Source organism: Candidatus Neomarinimicrobiota bacterium, from assembly GCA_022560655.1.
Taxonomy (GTDB): domain Bacteria; phylum Fidelibacterota; class Marinisomatia; order SCGC-AAA003-L08; family TS1B11; genus JADFSS01.
This window is the reverse complement of record JADFSS010000044.1, coordinates 1-18034: the sequence shown is the minus strand read 5'-3', so window position 1 is coordinate 18034 and position 18034 is coordinate 1. Positions and strand designations below refer to the sequence as shown.

Genomic DNA, 18034 nt, shown 5'->3' with positions numbered 1-18034 from the left:
GCCAGCAGGATGAGGGTTGCCGCCGCCCCGGGTTGGCCCACCAGCACCTGGGGATGCGGTAAGCGCGACAACTGCTCAACGGCCAGCATGAGGACGGTGAGATCCAGCCAGAGCGCCTGGGCAAATATATCGCCCAGGGCGGGCCAGACAGCTGCAGCGATGAAGGAGACTGCGCCCCCAACCACGGCAAAACCCGCCAGTGGAACCGCCAGGAGATTCGCCAGTAAGGCGTAGGCCGAAAAGGCGTGAAAAATGGACAACGTCACCGGCAGGGTGCCCACCTGGGCCCCCAGGCTTATGAGCAGCAGGTCGAGGGCGAAACGTGCAGCGCGCCACTGGTAGAGCCAGGCGCCACGGGGCGTGGCCTTGATCCAGGCCCGCAATCGGAGGGATACATGCAGGATGCCTGCCACGGCGGCGAACGAGAGCTGGAAGCTGGCGGTGAACAGGGTGCGGGGATTCATGAGGAGGCTCGCAATGGCCGCCGCGCCCAGCAGGTTCCAGAGGCTCACCGGCCGCTCCAATGTGCGGCCCCACAGGACAAGGAAGGCCATGATCCCGGCCCGCACAACGCTGGGCGGCGCGCCGGTGAGCACCACATAGCCCAGCAGCCCCAGGCTCACAACGGCCAGGCGGCCGTTTCGCCCGATGGGCAGGATGCGCGCCAGTGTGACTAGCACCAGCGCTATGAAGCCCACGTGCAGCCCGGAGACGGCCAGGATGTGCCCCACGCCCAGGTCGTTGATGCGGCGTCGGAAGTCGTTGTCGATGCCGCCCCGGTCCCCCAGCAGCAGCCCCACGGCAAGCCCGGCCTGGGGCTGTCCCAACCAGTGCTCCAACCGGGCGCGGATCCCCCTGCGCAGCTGGGCCGTCACCCGGCTGAGGTGGAAACCGCGGGGCGGGTCCACGGCCAGCAGCACCACCGGCTCCCGGATGAGCAGGTCGATGCCCCTTGACCAGAGGTAGAAGCGGTAGTCAAAGCCGTTGGGATTACGCCGCCCCCGGGGACGCGCCAGCCGCCCCTGCAGCAGCAGGGTATCCCCCGGCAACAGGGCTTGCTCCTGCAGGGTAGGCTGGCGCTGGTCATGGTAGATGCGCCACAGGCCGCGCCGGGCAACCACCGAATCGGGTAACCCCGCCAGAAATTTTAGGGTGAGCTGGGTCCGGTCCGGCGCTACGTGCACCTGCCGCACAATGCCTTTTAGAACATATTGCCGGGTTGGATCGACCGGCGGGGGCGAGAGGTTACGAGGATCGCCGGCTGCCAGCCAGCCACCGGATGCGAGGGCGACCACCAGCAGGGCGCGCTCCCAGCGGCGTGCGAGCAGCAACGCTGTCAGGGCCGTCGCCGCCCAGGCCCACCACGGTAGCGCGAAGTGAAAGCCGGCGATCAACCCAGCGCACAGGGCCAGGGCGATGGGTACCAGCGGGACCTGGCGGAACAGCGGCAGGTCAGTTTTCGGGACGGGCAGGCCTTTCAGGCCGAGGGGCATAGACTGGGCAGGTCACAGCCTAGCGACGGGGAGTAGCAGGCTGGTTGCCAGGTGGACACTATGGATGGCTGGCGGCTTAACAACACCCTCTACTGACGGGCTGCCCTTGCTCCGGACCGGGGGTTATCATTACCCTGCACTCGCAGAGGCCGGACTGGCACCCTGGTTAGCTTGGCGGCGCCGAGGCGGCGGCGGTACTATTCCGTGATGCGTCTGACCGCCTCGGGGATTCCTTTGGTTAGAACCCACTGAATGTCTCCCATTGTATCGTAAGAGGAGGACTTGGTGGTCTTGCTGGAAGCCACATCAATGATGCGCATCTCGATGCTCCAGAGGGAGCCGATCTTGCTGATGGAACCGGCCATAACGAGAGAGGCCCCTGCGATCATTCCCACAATGGCGGCCTCTTCATTGGAGATATCCCCGTGCACCTGAAAATCCTGCTCATCCAGAAACTCTTGTACATGGCCATGATCAATGACCGTATAAATGTTTGACTGGATCAGAGTTGCCCGGACACGATTGGTCAAAATCTGGGCTTCCTGCTGGGAGATGCCCAGGGCATCGAAATCGAGTACCGCTATGATCTGCTTATCGCGGGAAATGAACTTTTTAGTAGGTTCAGGCGGCTCCTCCTCAGTCACTACTTCAGGTACTTCCACCCCCACCAGCTCACCAGCGATAAAGACCATTTCAGTGAGCAGCCCGTATAATTCACCGCGATAGCCCCGGATGATTGTCCGATCAATCTTGCCGGTCTGCACATCAATGATGCGAACAACGATGGAGAAAGTTGCACCGACCTTGCCGATGCTTCCGGCCACCATGGTGTTCACACTAAGTAGTCGCCCGATCTCCACAGCACATTCGTCGGACGTGCAACCGGTCAGCTGAAAATTTTGCTCCTCAAGGATCTGTTGCATCTGCCCCCTCTCAAGGAGGGTCACTTGGCCGGTTTTCACCAGCTCCGCACGCAATATGTCCGTGAGGCTGCCTGCTTCAGAGGCGGATATGCCCGCCCGGGATTCAAAATCCGTAACCGCGTAAGTTTTACCATCTTGAGCACTGATAAAGGGTAGAGTGGGTATCAGAAGGATGGATACGCATAATGCCCGGCGAGGCATGCTCAGAAGATTCACTTCGTCCCCCCGTTGGCTACGGCATGAACGAAAACAGGAAACACATCCCTGGATGCTGTATAATGTTGGCGCCTACGAACCATTTATCAAAGGCTCATACTTGGAGCTAGGCGAACTATACCCTTTTCTCTCGGCCCGCCGGACGGGTCACTTCCCTTTCAGCGCGTGGCGGCGCTCGCGGTGGAGCAGGAATTCGGCCCGCTCAGCCTGGCCCTCCTCCCGCAGCACCACAATGCGGAGCGCCTCGGGGAGCGGTATGAGCAGGTTGTCGGGATGGGTATAAAAGACATCCAGGAGTGTCCGCATAGTCTTAAAGTCATACTTCAGGTCGCGGGCTACAAACTCCTTTCTATCAGTCTTATAGCGCTTCACCTTCGCCGGTTCGTACTGGGTGGGGTCCCATCGGGGGTAGTCCTTCTCCGCCTGCCGGAACAGGGCTGCTTCGGCCTTGCGCCCGGCATAGAAGCCCATGAGATAGGTGACCTTCCAGTGGGGATCCCACTGGGTCCAGGTCTTGCCGCTGATGTCCCGCTGGGCAGGCAGGATTCCGGGCCCCACCAAGGCAGCCACCAGCAGAACCAGCGCCGTCCGAGCCCTATCAGCCGACATACCGGTTTACGATGGGATAGCGCCGCCCCACGCCGAAGGCCTTGCCGGTGACCCGGATGCATAGGGCCGCCTGGCGCCGTTTGTACTCGGCGCGTACCAGCAGCTGCCGCAGCTCGCGGATGAGGGCCGCGTCGTAGCCCCGGGCCTGGAGGTCGGCGTCGGTAGCGCCATTGAGAACCAGCTCGTCCACCAGCGGGCTCACCACCTCGTAGTCAAACGGGTCTACCTGGTCAGGGCGCAGCTCGGCGCTGGGGGGCCTGTCCAGCACGTTGCGCGGGATCAGGTCCGTCTGCGCCTCCTCATTGATGAAGCGGGCCAGCCGGTAAATGTCACTCTTGGGCAGGTCGCCGATGGGGGCTAGCGCTCCGGCCATATCGCCGTACAAGGTGGCATACCCCAGGGCCAGCTCGGTCTTGTTGCCCGTTGAGAGCAGCAGGGCACCCGCCTTGTTGGCCACTGCCATGAGCAGCGTCCCGCGGAGGCGGGCCTGCAGGTTCTCCTCTGCCAGCCCCGCTTCCGTGTCTTTGAACAGCGGATCCAGGGTGGACAGCATCGTCTGGCGCAGCGGCTCGATGGGCAACAGTTCCATTTGCAGGCCCAGGTTGGCGGCCAGTTGCCGGGCATCCGCTTCGCTGGCCTCAGCGCTGTAGGTACTGGGCATGGCGATGCCCATGACATTTTTGGGGCCCAGGGCCCGGGCCGCCAGGACCGCCACCACGCTGGAGTCCACCCCGCCGCTCAGGCCCACCACCGCCTGCCGGTGCCCGGTCTTGCGAAAGTAGTCGTGTATGCCCAGCACGATGGCCGCCTGTAGCTGCGCCTCCCTGGTTGAGGACAGTGCCGGCACGGAGGCGGCGCCCTGCTTCAAGGGGAATTCCACCGTGAGCAGATCACTATCAAAAGCGGTCCCCACCTGCTGCACCTGCCCCGCGGCGTCCAGCACCAGCGAGCGCCCATCGAAGACCAATTCGTCCTGGCCCCCCACGAGGTTGCAATAAAGATAGGGCCGCTCCCAACTGCGCGCGATGGCCCCGGCCAACTCCTCCCGCTCCCCCGCACGATCGATGGTGAAGGGCGACGCACTGATGTTGACAAACAGGTCCACCCCCTGCTCGCCCAGGAGGTCGCACACTTTCAGCGGGTAATCGGCGTCCCACAGATCCTCGCAGATATGCAGCCCCAACCGTAGCGCTTCGCCCGAGGGGAGCTCCAGGACCACCGGCTCGACACGCGCCGCCGGGGTGAAGTAGCGCAGTTCATCAAAGATGTCGTAGGTGGGCAGCAGCGACTTGTCGCGGTAGGTCACCACTTTCCCCTGGTGGATCACGGCGGCGCTGTTAAACAACCTGCCGCCCTCCGGCCGCACCGTGCCGACAATCACCCACGGATCCCCGATTTCCGCTGCCAGGCTAGCCAGGGCCTGCTCCAAGTCGGCAATAAAGGCGGGTTCCAGCAGCAGGTCCTCCGCCGGGTAGCCGGGCAGCGAGCACTCGGGAAATACGATGACGTCGACCTGCTTCCCCAACCTGGTCAGCACCTCGCGATGGAGCGCCAGATTGCCCGGCAGGTCGCCCACCGTGGGGTTGATCTGGGCCAGGGCGAATTTGGCGGTCACGCCTCAGGGCTCCAGGCGGTTGAGCATGCGGGGGTACGCGATGGTTTCTCGCAGGTGGGGCAGCCCGCAGATCCAGGCCACGGCCCGCTCAATGCCCAGGCCGAAGCCCGAGTGGGGTACGCTGCCATAGCGTCGCAGGTCCAGGTACCATTGATAGGCCTCCATGGGCAGGTCTGCCTCCTCGATGCGCCGGGTGATGGTTGCCAGGTCGTCCTCCCGCTGGCCGCCGCCGACGATCTCGCCATACCCTTCCGGCGCAAGAATATCCATCCCCAGCGCCAGACGGTCATCATGGGGATCCCGTTTCATATAGAAGGCCTTGATGGCCGCCGGAAAACGGTGCACCACCAGCGGCAGGTCATATTTCTCGCTGATGACAGTCTCGTCTCCGCCGCCGAAGTCGCCGCCCCACTCGAATGCCTCACCTGCCTTGTGCAGGATTTCCACCGCCTCGGTGTAGCTCACCCTGGGAAAGGGCGCCTGAATAGCCGCCAGGGGGGCTACGTCGCGCTCCAGCGTCTGCAGCTCGGTCTGGCGATTTTCCAAAACCCGCCCCACGACGTGGGACAGCAGCTGCTCGGCCCAGGCAATGTTGCCCTCCAGATCGCAGTAGGCCATCTCCGGCTCCAGCATCCAGAACTCGGTGAGGTGGCGGCGGGTTTTGCTCTTTTCAGCCCGGAAGGTGGGGCCGAAGCAGTAGACCTTCCCCAGGGCCACGGCGTTGGCCTCGTTATAGAGCTGACCGCTTTGGGCCAGGTAAGCCGTACGGCCGAAATAGTCGATGGCAAACAGGGTGGTGGTGCCCTCGACGGCGTTGGGGGTGATGATGGGGGTGTCCACCTGCACGAAGTCGTTGCCGTCCAGGAAATCACGGCAGGCCCGGATAATCTCGTGCCGGATGAGCATGATGGCGTGCTGGCGCCGGCTGCGCAGCCACAGGTGCCGGTGGTCCATGAGAAAAGCGGTGCCGTGCTCCTTGGGGGTGATGGGATAGTCGACGGCGAGCTGGTGAACCACCAGCCCGTTCAACTGCAGCTCGTAGCCCCCCGGCGCCCGTTTGTCCGCGCGCACTTCGCCCTGCACCGTGATGGAAGACTCCTGAGTAAGCTCCTGAAAGGCAACAAACAGGTCGGCGGAAACCTCGGCCTTGGCGATGACGCCCTGGACAATGCCGGTACCGTCACGGACCATCAGGAAACCGATCTTGCCGCTGGAGCGGGAGGTGTAAACCCAACCTTGCAGTGTCACGGTCCTGCCCACATGCTCGCCCAGATGCCTGATGGTGGTCACGGGCACCGTGGCCTTGATCGTGGCCGTCATGTCGCCAACTTCAGCATCCCGCCACTACCACGTGGAGACCACTTCGTTCAAAATGTCTTCGCTGATCTTCTGGATGGCCGTCCGCAGGGCAAACTCGCGGGGGTCGCCGAACTCGTCCTCCTCGTCGGTCTCGCCGTCGTTGTCGTTGTCGATGTTATCGCTGCCGATGTCGCCCCCTGGCGGATAGAAGCCGAACCCAGTGAACGATTTTTCGAATAGGGGCCGGTCGCGGATCAGGTCGTACCAGCGCACGCGCGCCGTGACGTCGATGCGCCACTCCTGGACGGTCTCATCAGGATCGTAGGTGGTGGGCCGGTCCAGGACGCGGTTGATGGTGATCTGCAGGTTGCTGTCGGCCCGGTCCTCATCGGTCACCCGCAGGATGTTCTCATCCACAAACAGGTTGGTAATCAGCTCGCTGGCGGCATCCGTGATGGCAAACTCCGAAGTCTGGTTGATCACCGTGGCAACGGCGATGCTTTTGATGTGGGGCGGCAGATTGCCTCTGAACGAGTACAGTCCGCACCCGGTGGCAAGCAAGAGCAGGGCGGCCGCCAGGCTACTTCTTGTCCAGTCCATAGGCCTGAATCTTGCGGTACAGCGTCCGCTCGGCGATGCCCAGGGCCTGGGCTGTACGGCGGCGGTTATGGTTGAACTTGGCCAACGTCTGCTGGATGAGCTCCCGCTCCAGCTCCTCCATGGTCAGCTCCCCCACGGCGGCGGGATCGATCAGCGGGTGGGAACCAAGCTGGGCGACATCGCCCGTGAATATCTGTCCGCCCAACTCCTCGCCCTGCACCGGTACTGGCGATGGCAGATAGGGGTCCACCGCTTCGCCGGGACCGCGACCGGCGGCAATTTGTTTGATATCGCTCAGGTCCTGCCGGATAAACAGCAACTGCCTGAGAATCAGCTCCCGGTCCGACTGCTCCGCTGGTATGTTCAACACGACGGGGAGCGTGCTCTGGGCACCATCATAGCCCCCCACGCTGATCTGGGAGCGCAGCATATCCGGTGTGATGCGGGCACCCGAATTCAGGGCGATGATGCTCTCCACAACGTTCTTGAGTTCCCGCACGTTGCCGGGCCAGCCATAAGCTTTGAGCATGTTTAGCGCCTCAGGCGTAAAGCCCTTGAAGACCAGGTCGTTGCGCGTGGCAAACTGCAGCCCGAAGCGCTCCACCAATTGCGGGATATCGGACAGGTGGTCGCGCAACGGCGGCAGGGGGATGGTCACAGTCTTCAGTCGATAGTAGAGGTCCTGTCGGAAGTCGCCCCTGCGCGTATCGGCCCCCAAATCGCGATTGGTGGCGGCGATGACCCGCACGTCTACCTTGCGGGTCTCGTTGTCCCCCACCCGCATGAATTCGCCCTGCTCGATGACCCGCAGCATCTTGACCTGGGTCTCAGGGGGGGTCTCGCCGATCTCGTCGAGGAAAATGGTGCCTTCGTCGGCAGCTTCGAAGTAGCCCTTGCGGGTCTCGTCCGCGCCGGTGAATGAGCCCTTTTTGTGGCCGAACAGTTCGCTCTCGATGATGCCGGCAGGGATAGCGCCGCAGTTCACCGTCACCATAGGGCCGAAGCGGCGGCGGCTGGACTTGTGGATGGCCTTGGCCACCATCTCCTTGCCGGTGCCGGACTCACCTGTGATGAGCACCGATATGTCCGTGGGGGCGATCGTCGCGATGGTCTGGAGCACCTCCTGGATAGGCTCCGACTCGCCGATGATGCCCGACTGGCGCTGCAGGGTTTCAAGGTCTATGGGCATGTCCGCTGCTCGTCAAACTGTGTTATTCCTCCCACTTCCCTGCGATCCGCACGAAAGTCTCCGTGACCACAACAAAACGACCCGCAAGTTGATCAGCATACTGATCCAGGAGTCGGCGCAGGGCGGCAATTGTCTTCATGGGCTGCTCATTCGCCAAGCGCAATAGAATCACGCCTGAATGTGGTCGCTTTTTCCGAAAAACTATTTCACCGAAATCTTTATCACTCGTGATGAGAATTCTGTCTTCAAATTGCGCCTTCTCCAGAACGAAGGTATCATTTTCTCCCCGATAATCTTTGTAAACCGAAAAGACGTCATGGCGTTGCTCCGTAAGCCAGTCTGCTACTGATGGACCTACATTCTCATCCACCAGGAATCGCAATTAGTCGATCCCGGCGGCTGTAGGAACAAAGGTCGTGTCTTCAAGAGCTCTCGTGGCAAATAGCAGGCAGGCGCGAAGATCGTCCCTGGTTAGCCCTTCATACTCATCCAAGATTTCACCTTCCGTCATCCCATTGGCCAGCAATCCAACCATATGCTGGACGGTCAATCGAGTCCCGCGAATCACCGGTTTTCCCACCATGACCTTGGGATCCATGGTAATGCGTTCAAGCAGGGTCTCTCCTTTCATCTGGAATGCTCCCCTCTACTTTACGTTGAATTGTCCAATATCACTCCGGTAGAAGCTGCCCGGGTAGTCAATGCGGGGCAGATTGGCATACACCCGCGCGACAGCTGCCGGAAGGTCCTTGGCCAGTGCCACTAGGCTCAGCACCCGTCCGCCACTGCTGACCAACACTCCCTGGCCATTATTTGAGGTGCCGGCATGGAACACCAGCAGGCCGTCCTCCAGCTGGTCCAGGCCGCCTATCGGCGTCCCGTTGCTGTACGGGCCGGGATAGCCCTCCGCAGCCACCACCACACAGGCCGCCGCGCCGGGCCGCACCGAAATTGAAGGCTGCAGTTCACCGGACAGCGCCTGCCCGATCAAGGTGTAGAGGGGCACATCCAGCAGGGGCAGGACCACCTGGGTCTCCGGGTCGCCCAGGCGGACATTGAACTCGATAACCCAGGGCCTGCCGGCCACGATCATGAGCCCGGCGTACAGGAAGCCGACGTAGGGGGTGCCCCGCGCGGCCATGCCCGCCAGGGCCGGTTCAAAAACAGTCCGGTCAATCTCGCCCATCAGCTCGTCCGTGGCCAGCGGCGATGGCGCCACCGCGCCCATGCCACCGGTATTGGGGCCCCGGTCGCCGTCAAAGGCGCGCTTGTAATCTTGGGCCGTGCCCATGATGGTCGCATGGTGGCCATCGCAGATCGCGAACACCGACATCTCGATCCCCACCAGGCATTCCTCTACGGACAGATCCAGCCCTGCAGCGCCGAAGGCCCGCCGCTCAAAAAATGTGTTTATGGCTGCGTCCACCTGCCCCCCGGTCGCGCACATCAGGACGCCTTTGCCCGCCGCCAGCCCGTCGGCTTTCAGCACCACCGGCAAACCCAGCTCAGCCACGGCCCGGCGGGTGGCCGCGGCAGAGTTGGCCGGGCGGTATGCGGGCTGGGGGATGCCCAGCTCGCCCATGAACCGGCGCGCAAAAAGCTTGCTGCTTTCCAACCGGGCCGCCGCCTGTCGGGGGCCGAAGACGTTTAGATTCTCGCGCTGAAAATGGTCCACCAACCCCGCTGCAAGGGGGCCCTCGGGGCCAACAATGGTGAGCTCGATGGCCTCACGTCGCGCCCAGCGGCTGAGGCTGGCGGGGTCGCTGCCATCCAAGGGCACATTGGTGGCCACCGCCGCCGTACCCGCATTGCCCGGTGCACAGAACAGTTCGTGGCGGCCCTCCTGAGCCAGGCACCACGCCAAGGCGTGCTCCCGTCCCCCGCCACCGATCACCAGCACCCGCGCCATTCAGGCCTGTCCCTCTGGGCGTGGCCCAACCCTGGCCGTACCCGGCACGGGGAGGCCGGGCGAGCCTGAGCCCTGCCGAAGGGCTGCCGGACCTGCAACAGCCGCCGACTCGTTTTCCAGGCGGATGATTTCATCCCGCAGGCGCGCTGCATCCTCGAAGCGCAGGCTTTCCGCCGCTGTTTGCATCTCCCGGCGCAGCAGGTCCAGGGTGAACGCCAGGTCCTGCTCATCCAGATTGGTGAGATCGTAATCCGGCGCCGCAACGGGTTCTGAAACCCGGGTCTGCGCGTCGGCCACGGAAGTGGTGAGCAGCACCTCCTCCACCGACTTATACACTGTGGCGGGCGTGATGTTGTGCTCCCGGTTGTAGGACGCCTGAACCACCCGTCTGCGGTTCGATTCGTCGATGACCTCCTGCATGGAGCGGGTCACCCGGTCGGCGTAGAACAGCACTTTGCCGTTGATATTGCGTGCCGCCCGGCCGGCCACCTGCATCAGGGAGGTCGCGGAGCGCAGGAAGCCTTCCTTGTCGGCGTCCAGTACGGCCACCAGCGAAACCTCGGGCAGGTCCAGCCCCTCCCGCAACAGGTTGATCCCCACCAGCACGTCAAAGTTGCCCAGCCGCAGATTGCGCAGAATGCGCACCCGTTCCAGGGTGTCCACTTCCGAGTGCAGGTAGTTCACCCGCAGGTCCATGCCCTGCAGGTAGTCGGTGAGGTCCTCCGACATGCGCTTGGTGAGGGTGGTGACCAGAATGCGCTCCTGCCGGGCGGTGCGGGCCTTGATTTCGCCGATGAGGTCATCGATCTGGCCTTTCGTGGGCCGCACGTCGATACCGGGGTCCATGAGGCCCGTGGGCCGGATGATCTGCTCCACCACGACACCCTGGGAGCGCTCCAACTCGTAAGGGCTCGGCGTGGCGGAGACAAACACCACCTGCTTGAGCTTGTCTTCGAACTCGTGAAATTTCATGGGGCGGTTGTCCAGCGCCGAGGGCAGGCGGAAGCCGTGCTCCACCAGCACCTCCTTGCGGGACCGGTCGCCTTTGTACATGGCCTGCACCTGCGGTATGGTGGCGTGGGACTCATCGATGAACATGAGGAAGTCGTCGGGGAAAAAGTCCATCAGCGTATGGGGGCGCTCACCCTCGCGGCGGCCATCCAGAATGCGGGAGTAATTTTCGATGCCATTGCAAAAGCCCACCTCCAGCAGCATCTCAATGTCGTACTGGGTGCGCTGCTCCAGCCGCTGGGCCTCCAGCAAACTGCCCTCGCCGCGGAACCAATCCAGCCGGTCGTGCAGCTCCTTCCGAATCTCACCCACGGCCCGCTCGATGATCTCGGTGGTGGTCACAAAATGTCTGGCCGGGTAAATGCTGACGCGCTCCAGCCCCGGCGCGGCGGAGATGATCTCACCGGAGACGGTGTCAAACGTGAGGATTTGCTCCACCCGGTCGCCGAAGAATTCGATCCGCACCGCGTGGCTCAGGTAGGCGGGGAATATCTCCATGACGTCGCCGCGTAGCCGGAAGTTGCCCCGCTCCAGCACCATGTCGTTGCGCACGTAATGGATGTCGATGAGGCGCCGCAGCAGTTCCCGGCGCTCCAGCTCGTCCCCCACCTTGATGAGCACCACGCTTTTGCGGTACTCCGACGGCGAGCCGATGCCGTAGATGCAACTGACGCTGGCCACCACAATCACGTCGCGGCGCTCCAGCAGGGCCGAGGTGGCCTTCAGGCGGAGGCGGTCGATGTCCTCGTTCACCGACGAGTCCTTCTCGATGTAGACATCGGTCACCGGCAGGTAGGCCTCGGGCTGATAGTAGTCGTAGTAGCTGATGAAGTACTCCACGGCGTTGTTGGGGAACAGTCCCTTGAACTCGCCGTAGAGCTGGGCCGCCAGGGTCTTGTTGTGTGACAAAATGAGGGTGGGCCGCTGCACCGCTTCGATGACGCTGGCCATGGTGAAGGTCTTGCCGCTGCCGGTGATGCCCAGCAAGGTCTGGGCCGGATGCCCGTCGTGAAGGCCCTGCACCAGCTGGGCGATGGCCTGGGGCTGGTCGCCCTGAGGCCGCAGGTCGCTGATGATCTGAAATTCTGACATAATGGCCGACTACCGGCTGAGAAATTTACGCCGTGCGGGGGCGGGATGGAAGGGGGATGTGGGCCGAACAAGGTGCGGGCGATCCAGCCGTGAACCCGCTTTGGCTGGCGTACGGAGAACGGCCAGCCTAATATCCCCCATGCGCCTGCTGCTGTTCAGCCTGCTGGTCTGCCCTGCGTGGGTGGCCCCGCAAGCTAGCGCTTCCGCGCCGTCCGCCGTCGCGATCTACAGTCGCTACCTGGCCGCCCTGGACAAGGACAGCCTGGACGCCATCTCAGTAGCGGTGGGTCAATTTCGGGCGCTGTTCGCCGGCCAACCGCCGGCCCTGGGCGACTCCGCCTGCCTGGCCTTTCTCACCTATTTTCACGCCACCATCAGCCGCCTCAACGACCGCGTCTGGGAAGACTTCGATTTCATCGCCCAGCTGCACGCTGCACCAACACAGCAAGGCCCGGAAGTGGCCCGCTTCCTAGCGGCGTTGGAGCGCAACGGGCTGGCCCTTTACAGCTTCGGGCGGTTGCTCTATATCGACCAGCAGCCGGACTACGTTTACGGGCAGTTCGTACCGGTGGTCTCGGAAGCGGTAAGCCGCTACCTGGCGCTGCGCCGGGGCGAGCTCATCAGCGGCTTCTCCGACAGCGACAGCTTGCTGATCCCGTACCGCACCCTGGGCGAGCGCATCGTGCGCTGGGAGCGCTATCTGGACCGCTATCCCGAGTCGGTGATGGTCGGCCGGGCGGCCTACTACTACCGGCTGTACCTGAGTACCTTTGTCACCGGGCTGCGCAACAGTCCGGTCTTCGATGCGGCGGGAGCTCTCGATCCCCGGCTCAGCACGGTCTACCACGAATTTGCCAGCCGCCACCTCCTCACGCGGTCGGGGGCCATCGTGCGGGAGTTTTACACCCTCCTGCGAGCGGCCGACTTCCGCTGGTCACCACCGGTGCGTGACTTCTACGAAGCCCACGGCATCACCAACATGCACCGGGCGCAGGTGCCGTACCGCTAAGCTGGGCAGGCGCGATGGGGCGTCATTTCGCCCACCCTCGCGTGCTTAGGTAAAGGCGGGCGCGAAACCCAGCGCCAGAGCCACCGATAGGACAAATCCACCCCCGAACAGGCAGCCGGCCATCTTCCCCAGGGCGGTGGCCACCGGCTCGCGGGACTCCTCAATACCTTTCCCACGTAGCCATTCAGCAATGCCTCCCTCGAAGAAGCCTGCAATGCCATCGGTAAGGGCATCGCCGATGACGCCGCCGGCGATGGCTCCAGCCACGCCAAATAGCGCACCGCCCCATAAGGCAGGGATGGCCAGCAGACCGGTGTCAAGGGCGCCGAAGACCAGATCGGGAAGCGCACCTTTGAAGGATCTGCGGCCCAGGCGCAAGCCCAGCAACGGAAGTATCCCCAGAAGGAGGACGATGGGTCCGATAGGGAGTCGTTGAGTGAGGGTCAGGATTCCCGCCACGGCGATCAGAATCCCAAAAATGGATACGTAGCCTGCTTTCTTGACCATGAGGGGCCTCCAGCAAACGGAATTAAGTGTTATGGACGGGGATTGCCCATCTTCAGAGCTGGCTGGACAAGGCGCTATGCCAGCAGGCTGCGGCGCATCCGCATTGCAGAGAGGGAGGGATTTCCCGCCGCTGGCGGGACACATCCCGCCTCAGTCCCGCCAGAGGCGGTGGCTGTAAGCGGGGCGAACCCTCTCTGATCGCCGGGAGCCTCAATGATCATCACCCCGGCCCCACTGCGGAGAGGGTGGGATTCGAACCCACGACCCGGGAATACCGAGCACTCGCGTTCCAGGCGAGCTCCTTAAGCCTCTCGGACACCTCTCCGGCGAGAATTTAGGCGTGTCTTCAAAATGAAGTCAATCGCCAAGCAGGGTGCCTGGCGGGGATTGGGCGGGGCTGCCAGCTAGTGCAGGCTGGTCAATCCGATGAGGGCGGCGGCAACGGTGGGCGCGTTGCCCATGAGGCTGGCGGGCCAGTGGCCGTCGGGCTGCCACCCACGCCGGATGGCCTGGAGCCTGCGGTGCGCCCGTTCCTGGTCCTCATGCTGCTCCACGTGCAGAAGCTCAGGGCTGACCAGCCGCTGCCCCGGGCCCCCTTCACACAGCTTGCTCAGGGCTGCGCTCAGGTCCCGGGTCACCCCCATGTGGTGGGTGCCGGTCTGGAGGCACTTAAATATGTAAATCGTATACTTCATCTGCTCTTCAATGATCACCCTACTTGCCTACTGCGGAGGAGGAGGGATTCGAACCCCCGTCCCGAATCAACGAGAAACGGTTTTCAAGACCGCCGCTTTCAACCACTCAGCCACTCCTCCACGGGACCCGGCGACGACGCCTTGCGGAGAGGGAGGGATTCGAACCCTCGTCCCGAAACTTCGGGAGCCGGTTTTCGAGACCGGTGCATTCAACCGCTCTGCCACCTCTCCTGAATACCGGGAGCTCAGTGCCCCGTTCCGCGTTTACCGGTAGATATTACGACGAATTGGCGGCGAAATGAAAACCTTGCTGGGTTCGCCGTCAGCCGCCGGCCACCCGCTTCCGCTGGAAGAATTCCTGCAGCAGCGTCCGGCATTCCTCCTCCAGCACACCACCGGTGACCTCCACCTGGTGGTTGAAGCGGGGGTCGCGGCACAGCTGGTAGAGCGATCCGGCGCTGCCCGCCTGCTCGTCCCAGGCGCCAAAGACCAGCCGCTCCGCCCGGGCGTTCACCAGCGCCCCGGCGCACATGGCGCACGGCTCCTTGGTCACGTACAGGGTGCAGCCGGCCAGACGCCAGTCCTCCAGGTGGTTGGCGGCGGCGGTGATGGCCAGGATTTCGGCGTGGGCGGTGGGGTCGTGCAGGCCCTCGCGCTGGTTGTGCCCCCGGCCGATCACCTTATCATCGAAGACTACCACGGCGCCCACCGGCACCTCCCCAGCCTCAAGGGCGCGCCGGGCTTCGGCCAGGGCCTGCCGGAGATAATGGTCGGGGGGCGGCCCGGTCATGGAGCGGCCAGAGATATGGGGCAGGCAACCATGCTAGCGTGCCTCCACGCGCTCCTTGAGGGCCAGATTGGCGGCCTCAAAGCCCGCCGCCGTCCGCTCATCGATCATCTTCGAGAAGAGCGGCACCAGGAGGCCCCGGAAGCGTTCGCCCTGCACAAAGCGCACCCCGTCCCCGTCCGATTTCTCGATGCGAAAGTAGTGCTCCCCATCGAACAGGCCCGGGACCAGCAGGTGCCCCAGCCAGCGGAATTCCACCTCCGGCTCAAGCACCATCACCCGGGGCCGGAACTGCATGGCCTTGCCGCCCGGCTGCTGCAGCCGCACCTTGAGTTTCGAGCCGGGGGTCGTGGCGCCCTCAATAGATCTGACGAAGGGGTTCCAGTCCGGGTAGGATTCAAAGTCCATCAACACCTGCCACACTTCCGCTGCCGTGGCCTGGATAGCGATAATCGTCCGTAGTTCTTTCATGGGCCCTCCTCGGCCTGTTCAGCACCCCTGAAACGCGCGCTGGCCATAACTTGAAGATACGGGATGGCACTCCCAATTACAAATCTCCTCGCCGAAACGGGGACTGCGCCCCCAACCCACAACCGCTGAGGCGGCGGGATTTGGGATTGGGCATCGAGGATCGCCGGGTGCTGATGGGCCACGCCGCCAACTCCTCCAACGTGATCTACACCCACCCCAATCCCGAGCTGACCAGGGAGTATGTGAATCGGATAGCGGGGTATTGATCGAGTCCAGCCTTTTGACTACATCTACCTTCAAATCTACTCTGCTTCAACCTCCCCATCTTCAGCACTACCTAGCCACTCCAATAACAAATCATACGTACATGGGGCTTCAACTTTGACATCAAACTTCCTATCGAATAAATCCATGCTCTTCCACACGTACTTTGCTGCAAGAATCAGAGGTTCAATTGTTGTGTGGTCATCATTGATTGCTGGCAAGCGATGATATCGATGGAGTGGATTGTTACAATGGTTGAGGTTCATTCGAGCAATATGGTGCCATTGAGAATGGGTGCCAGCACTAAATGGCATGAAACAATAATTATAGAAATCAGTGATACCAGCATCTTCAGCCATTTCTCTCGTACTTATTCCTGACCATCTCCCGATGTTTACTTCTGTCAAGAAACTCCAGCGTTGAGAGTTAAGCCATGCTTCCAACACATCAATGAATTGTTGCGCCTCTTTGTCCGGACCCTCTTCTTCGAGCTGTTTTTTCCTGTGCTCGATTTCTAGCTTCGTTTGTCCAAGGCCAAAGTGAATATATTTTCTGCTTCTTTCAAGCCGATCCTCTAGTATCCAAGCAATGGCAATATGAGTATCTACCATTGTCCGTAGTATCAAAGGACCCATATGCCAATTCCACATTGGTGGGCTTTGGGACATCTTGATGAATAGGGTCGCCTGCCTTGCGAGCAATCCGCCAATGACTTCATGTACCTCATTTTCTGCAAAGTCTTTTTTCCACGCTGCCCAACGTTCATTCAGTTCATTTTCAGTATTCTCAGACAAACTTGATAGAAAATCAAGAAACTCCTGTTGGTCCATGCTAGCCACCCCCTTCACTGTCAGGAAACATACATTTTTCCAAAACGAGCCCTCTATTCCAAAAATAATTAGCCCATTTTGATCGATCAGGTTCATTGGACTGGACGAACAACATAGGTATTAAGGACCGTACTTCTGCCGCAACTTCTCTTAAACGTTCTGTTTTTGGATAGTCTTCTAGTGATGGGAGAGCCGATAACGAAGAACCTTCCTGCAAATACAGCTTACCCAACTTGGTCACCATGTATATTGCTGTGCCTTGCACGAAGATTGCCTCTTTTGTTGTTTTGTCAAAAAGGCTTGCTAAGCCTTCCTTAAAGTCAGAAAGAGCGTCCTTTTTATCTATGCCAGAAACATCGGATTCGTTAAATAGGAAACCAAATGGGCTATCTGGGTATAGGGCTTGTAGACGTATAAGTCCTGATTTAAGATCTGATAGATTCCCATCTTCCTCTAATTTTGACAATATCATATTTTTACTTTCCCCTGATAGGCGAAAGTAGTCACTAAGGATAATAAACAATGACTTTTCATCAGCTAATATATCGGATACCAATGTCGAAAGGGTACAGGCCAATTCAGTCCCTCGCTTTAAACCTAACTTGGCCTCCAACTCCGCTATCCAGATTACTTCGGGTAGCACCAAGTTGACCCATGGCACTTCGTGGAAGATGCTGGCAAACTCTCCGAGAATAGGAGGAACGAATCGTTTTCCTATCCTAGTGTGATCTTCAAGTACTTGCTTTCTGTTTTTCGCAGGCATAGTCTAAGACCTCTATGATTAATGCTCACCAAAATTTATGGATAGAATTACATATTACTTAATAAGATCATACCTGCAGGTGGAACCGCATTCTGGTTAACAATTCGCGAATCATCGCCCCATTTCCCCTGGCATGGCCATTATTAGGCTGTCGCTGTCGTCACAGACCACACTGGAATACGCTCACTTACAATACATAAAATCGCCCCTTCTGGCGGGAAGCGAGGGTTTCTCATCTCTGGTGTTGGCATTGCAGCACGCCCTGGCTAGAGGAATACTTAATTAGTATGCGGTAGATAACTCATGGCTAAAGCAATGTGACCGATATGTTCTTGGCCAATTGGGCATAAATTGCGCAAGTATCGCCTTGGCCGAGCTTTTAGGAGACTTCATTGAAGAAATGGGAAAAGTTTGAGAGGCTGGTAGCAGCCATCAACAGAACCTCCGCTTCGGGTGGGGAGGTGATTTGGAATGCAAGAATCAAAGGGAGGCAATTTGATGTCTCAATACAATTCAGATTCGATACATACAAACACCTCATTCTTCTTGAGTGTCGGGATAGGAAAAGAAAATGCACGCTATCCGAAATTGAAGCCTTTGTAACAAAAGCTTCAGACGCAGGAGCCGATGAGATTATTGTCGTATCTTCATCCGGGTTTCAAAGTGGCGCTACTACTGTTGCAAAGAAACACAACGTTCGTTTGTATACATTGAAGGAGATTAACGAATTGCCACCTGATGTCGTACTGAGA

Annotated in this window: 19 protein-coding genes and 3 tRNA genes; 2 read left to right on the top strand and 20 right to left on the bottom strand. The window is 60.7% G+C overall.

Annotation, left to right across the window (positions count from 1 at the left end; translation table 11 throughout):
- The 11 genes from IH971_07620 to uvrB all read right to left on the bottom strand — a co-directional run.
- Nucleotides 1-1493, bottom strand: a 1493-nt coding sequence (locus tag IH971_07620) for a ComEC/Rec2 family competence protein (protein ID MCH7497701.1), incomplete at its 3' end; no start/stop codon positions are given.
- A 197-nt stretch (nt 1494-1690) separates the two neighbouring features.
- Nucleotides 1691-2617 (bottom strand): hypothetical protein, encoded by a 927-nt coding sequence (locus tag IH971_07615; protein ID MCH7497700.1) that lies wholly within the window; start codon nt 2615-2617, stop codon nt 1691-1693.
- A 162-nt stretch (nt 2618-2779) separates the two neighbouring features.
- Complete coding sequence (locus IH971_07610; GenBank protein ID MCH7497699.1) at nt 2780-3241, bottom strand: hypothetical protein; 462 nt, start codon at nt 3239-3241, stop codon at nt 2780-2782.
- The gene (locus tag IH971_07605) at nt 3231-4856 is read right to left on the bottom strand and encodes an NAD+ synthase (protein ID MCH7497698.1); all 1626 of its coding nucleotides are present in this window, start codon (nt 4854-4856) and stop codon (nt 3231-3233) included. Before IH971_07605 ends, IH971_07610 begins: the two co-directional genes overlap by 11 nt.
- 3 nt (nt 4857-4859) lie before the next feature.
- Complete coding sequence (gene asnS, locus IH971_07600) at nt 4860-6176, bottom strand: asparagine--tRNA ligase (protein ID MCH7497697.1); 1317 nt, start codon at nt 6174-6176, stop codon at nt 4860-4862.
- A 24-nt stretch (nt 6177-6200) separates the two neighbouring features.
- Entirely contained in the window at nt 6201-6755 is a 555-nt protein-coding gene (locus IH971_07595; protein MCH7497696.1) for a hypothetical protein, read from the bottom strand.
- On the bottom strand, nt 6736-7944 hold the full coding sequence (locus tag IH971_07590; protein ID MCH7497695.1) for a sigma-54-dependent Fis family transcriptional regulator: 1209 nt from the start codon (nt 7942-7944) through the stop codon (nt 6736-6738). The genes IH971_07595 and IH971_07590 overlap by 20 nt, the downstream gene beginning before the upstream one ends.
- A 22-nt stretch (nt 7945-7966) precedes the next feature.
- Nucleotides 7967-8326: a DUF5615 family PIN-like protein gene (locus IH971_07585; protein ID MCH7497694.1), complete on the bottom strand. Its 360-nt coding sequence runs from the start codon at nt 8324-8326 to the stop codon at nt 7967-7969.
- Complete coding sequence (locus IH971_07580) at nt 8327-8575, bottom strand: DUF433 domain-containing protein (GenBank protein ID MCH7497693.1); 249 nt, start codon at nt 8573-8575, stop codon at nt 8327-8329.
- Nucleotides 8576-8590: 15 nt separating this feature from the next.
- Nucleotides 8591-9853 (bottom strand): phosphoribosylamine--glycine ligase, encoded by a 1263-nt coding sequence (gene purD, locus IH971_07575; GenBank protein ID MCH7497692.1) that lies wholly within the window; start codon nt 9851-9853, stop codon nt 8591-8593.
- On the bottom strand, nt 9854-11959 hold the full coding sequence (gene uvrB, locus IH971_07570) for an excinuclease ABC subunit UvrB (GenBank protein MCH7497691.1): 2106 nt from the start codon (nt 11957-11959) through the stop codon (nt 9854-9856).
- A gap of 136 nt (nt 11960-12095) precedes the next feature.
- Here uvrB and IH971_07565 point away from each other — a divergent pair, with 136 nt between their 5' ends.
- A complete protein-coding gene (locus tag IH971_07565) occupies nt 12096-12965 on the top strand; it encodes a hypothetical protein (protein MCH7497690.1) in 870 nt (289 codons plus the stop codon).
- A gap of 45 nt (nt 12966-13010) precedes the next feature.
- Here IH971_07565 and IH971_07560 read toward each other — a convergent pair whose 3' ends face one another.
- From IH971_07560 to IH971_07520, 9 genes are all read right to left on the bottom strand, one after another.
- Complete coding sequence (locus tag IH971_07560; GenBank protein ID MCH7497689.1) at nt 13011-13472, bottom strand: hypothetical protein; 462 nt, start codon at nt 13470-13472, stop codon at nt 13011-13013.
- A 237-nt stretch (nt 13473-13709) separates the two neighbouring features.
- Nucleotides 13710-13797 (bottom strand) — tRNA-Ser (locus IH971_07555).
- Nucleotides 13798-13876: 79 nt separating this feature from the next.
- Nucleotides 13877-14185 carry a hypothetical protein gene (locus IH971_07550; GenBank protein MCH7497688.1) on the bottom strand — a complete coding sequence of 103 codons (309 nt, stop codon included), beginning with the start codon at nt 14183-14185 and terminating at the stop codon, nt 13877-13879.
- A 15-nt stretch (nt 14186-14200) separates the two neighbouring features.
- Nucleotides 14201-14287, bottom strand: a tRNA-Ser gene (locus IH971_07545).
- A gap of 24 nt (nt 14288-14311) precedes the next feature.
- Nucleotides 14312-14398 (bottom strand) — tRNA-Ser (locus tag IH971_07540).
- A gap of 91 nt (nt 14399-14489) precedes the next feature.
- A complete protein-coding gene (gene tadA, locus IH971_07535) occupies nt 14490-14957 on the bottom strand; it encodes a tRNA adenosine(34) deaminase TadA (protein MCH7497687.1) in 468 nt (155 codons plus the stop codon).
- A 33-nt stretch (nt 14958-14990) separates the two neighbouring features.
- Nucleotides 14991-15425 carry an SRPBCC domain-containing protein gene (locus IH971_07530; GenBank protein ID MCH7497686.1) on the bottom strand — a complete coding sequence of 145 codons (435 nt, stop codon included), beginning with the start codon at nt 15423-15425 and terminating at the stop codon, nt 14991-14993.
- Between the two features lie 302 nt (nt 15426-15727).
- The gene (locus IH971_07525; protein ID MCH7497685.1) at nt 15728-16519 is read right to left on the bottom strand and encodes a hypothetical protein; all 792 of its coding nucleotides are present in this window, start codon (nt 16517-16519) and stop codon (nt 15728-15730) included.
- A 1-nt stretch (nt 16520) separates the two neighbouring features.
- Nucleotides 16521-17282: a hypothetical protein gene (locus IH971_07520; GenBank protein ID MCH7497684.1), complete on the bottom strand. Its 762-nt coding sequence runs from the start codon at nt 17280-17282 to the stop codon at nt 16521-16523.
- A gap of 392 nt (nt 17283-17674) precedes the next feature.
- On the opposite strand from IH971_07520, the gene IH971_07515 reads away from it, so the two are divergent.
- Nucleotides 17675-18034 (top strand): restriction endonuclease (locus tag IH971_07515; protein MCH7497683.1); only part of this gene is annotated, 360 nt, incomplete at its 3' end.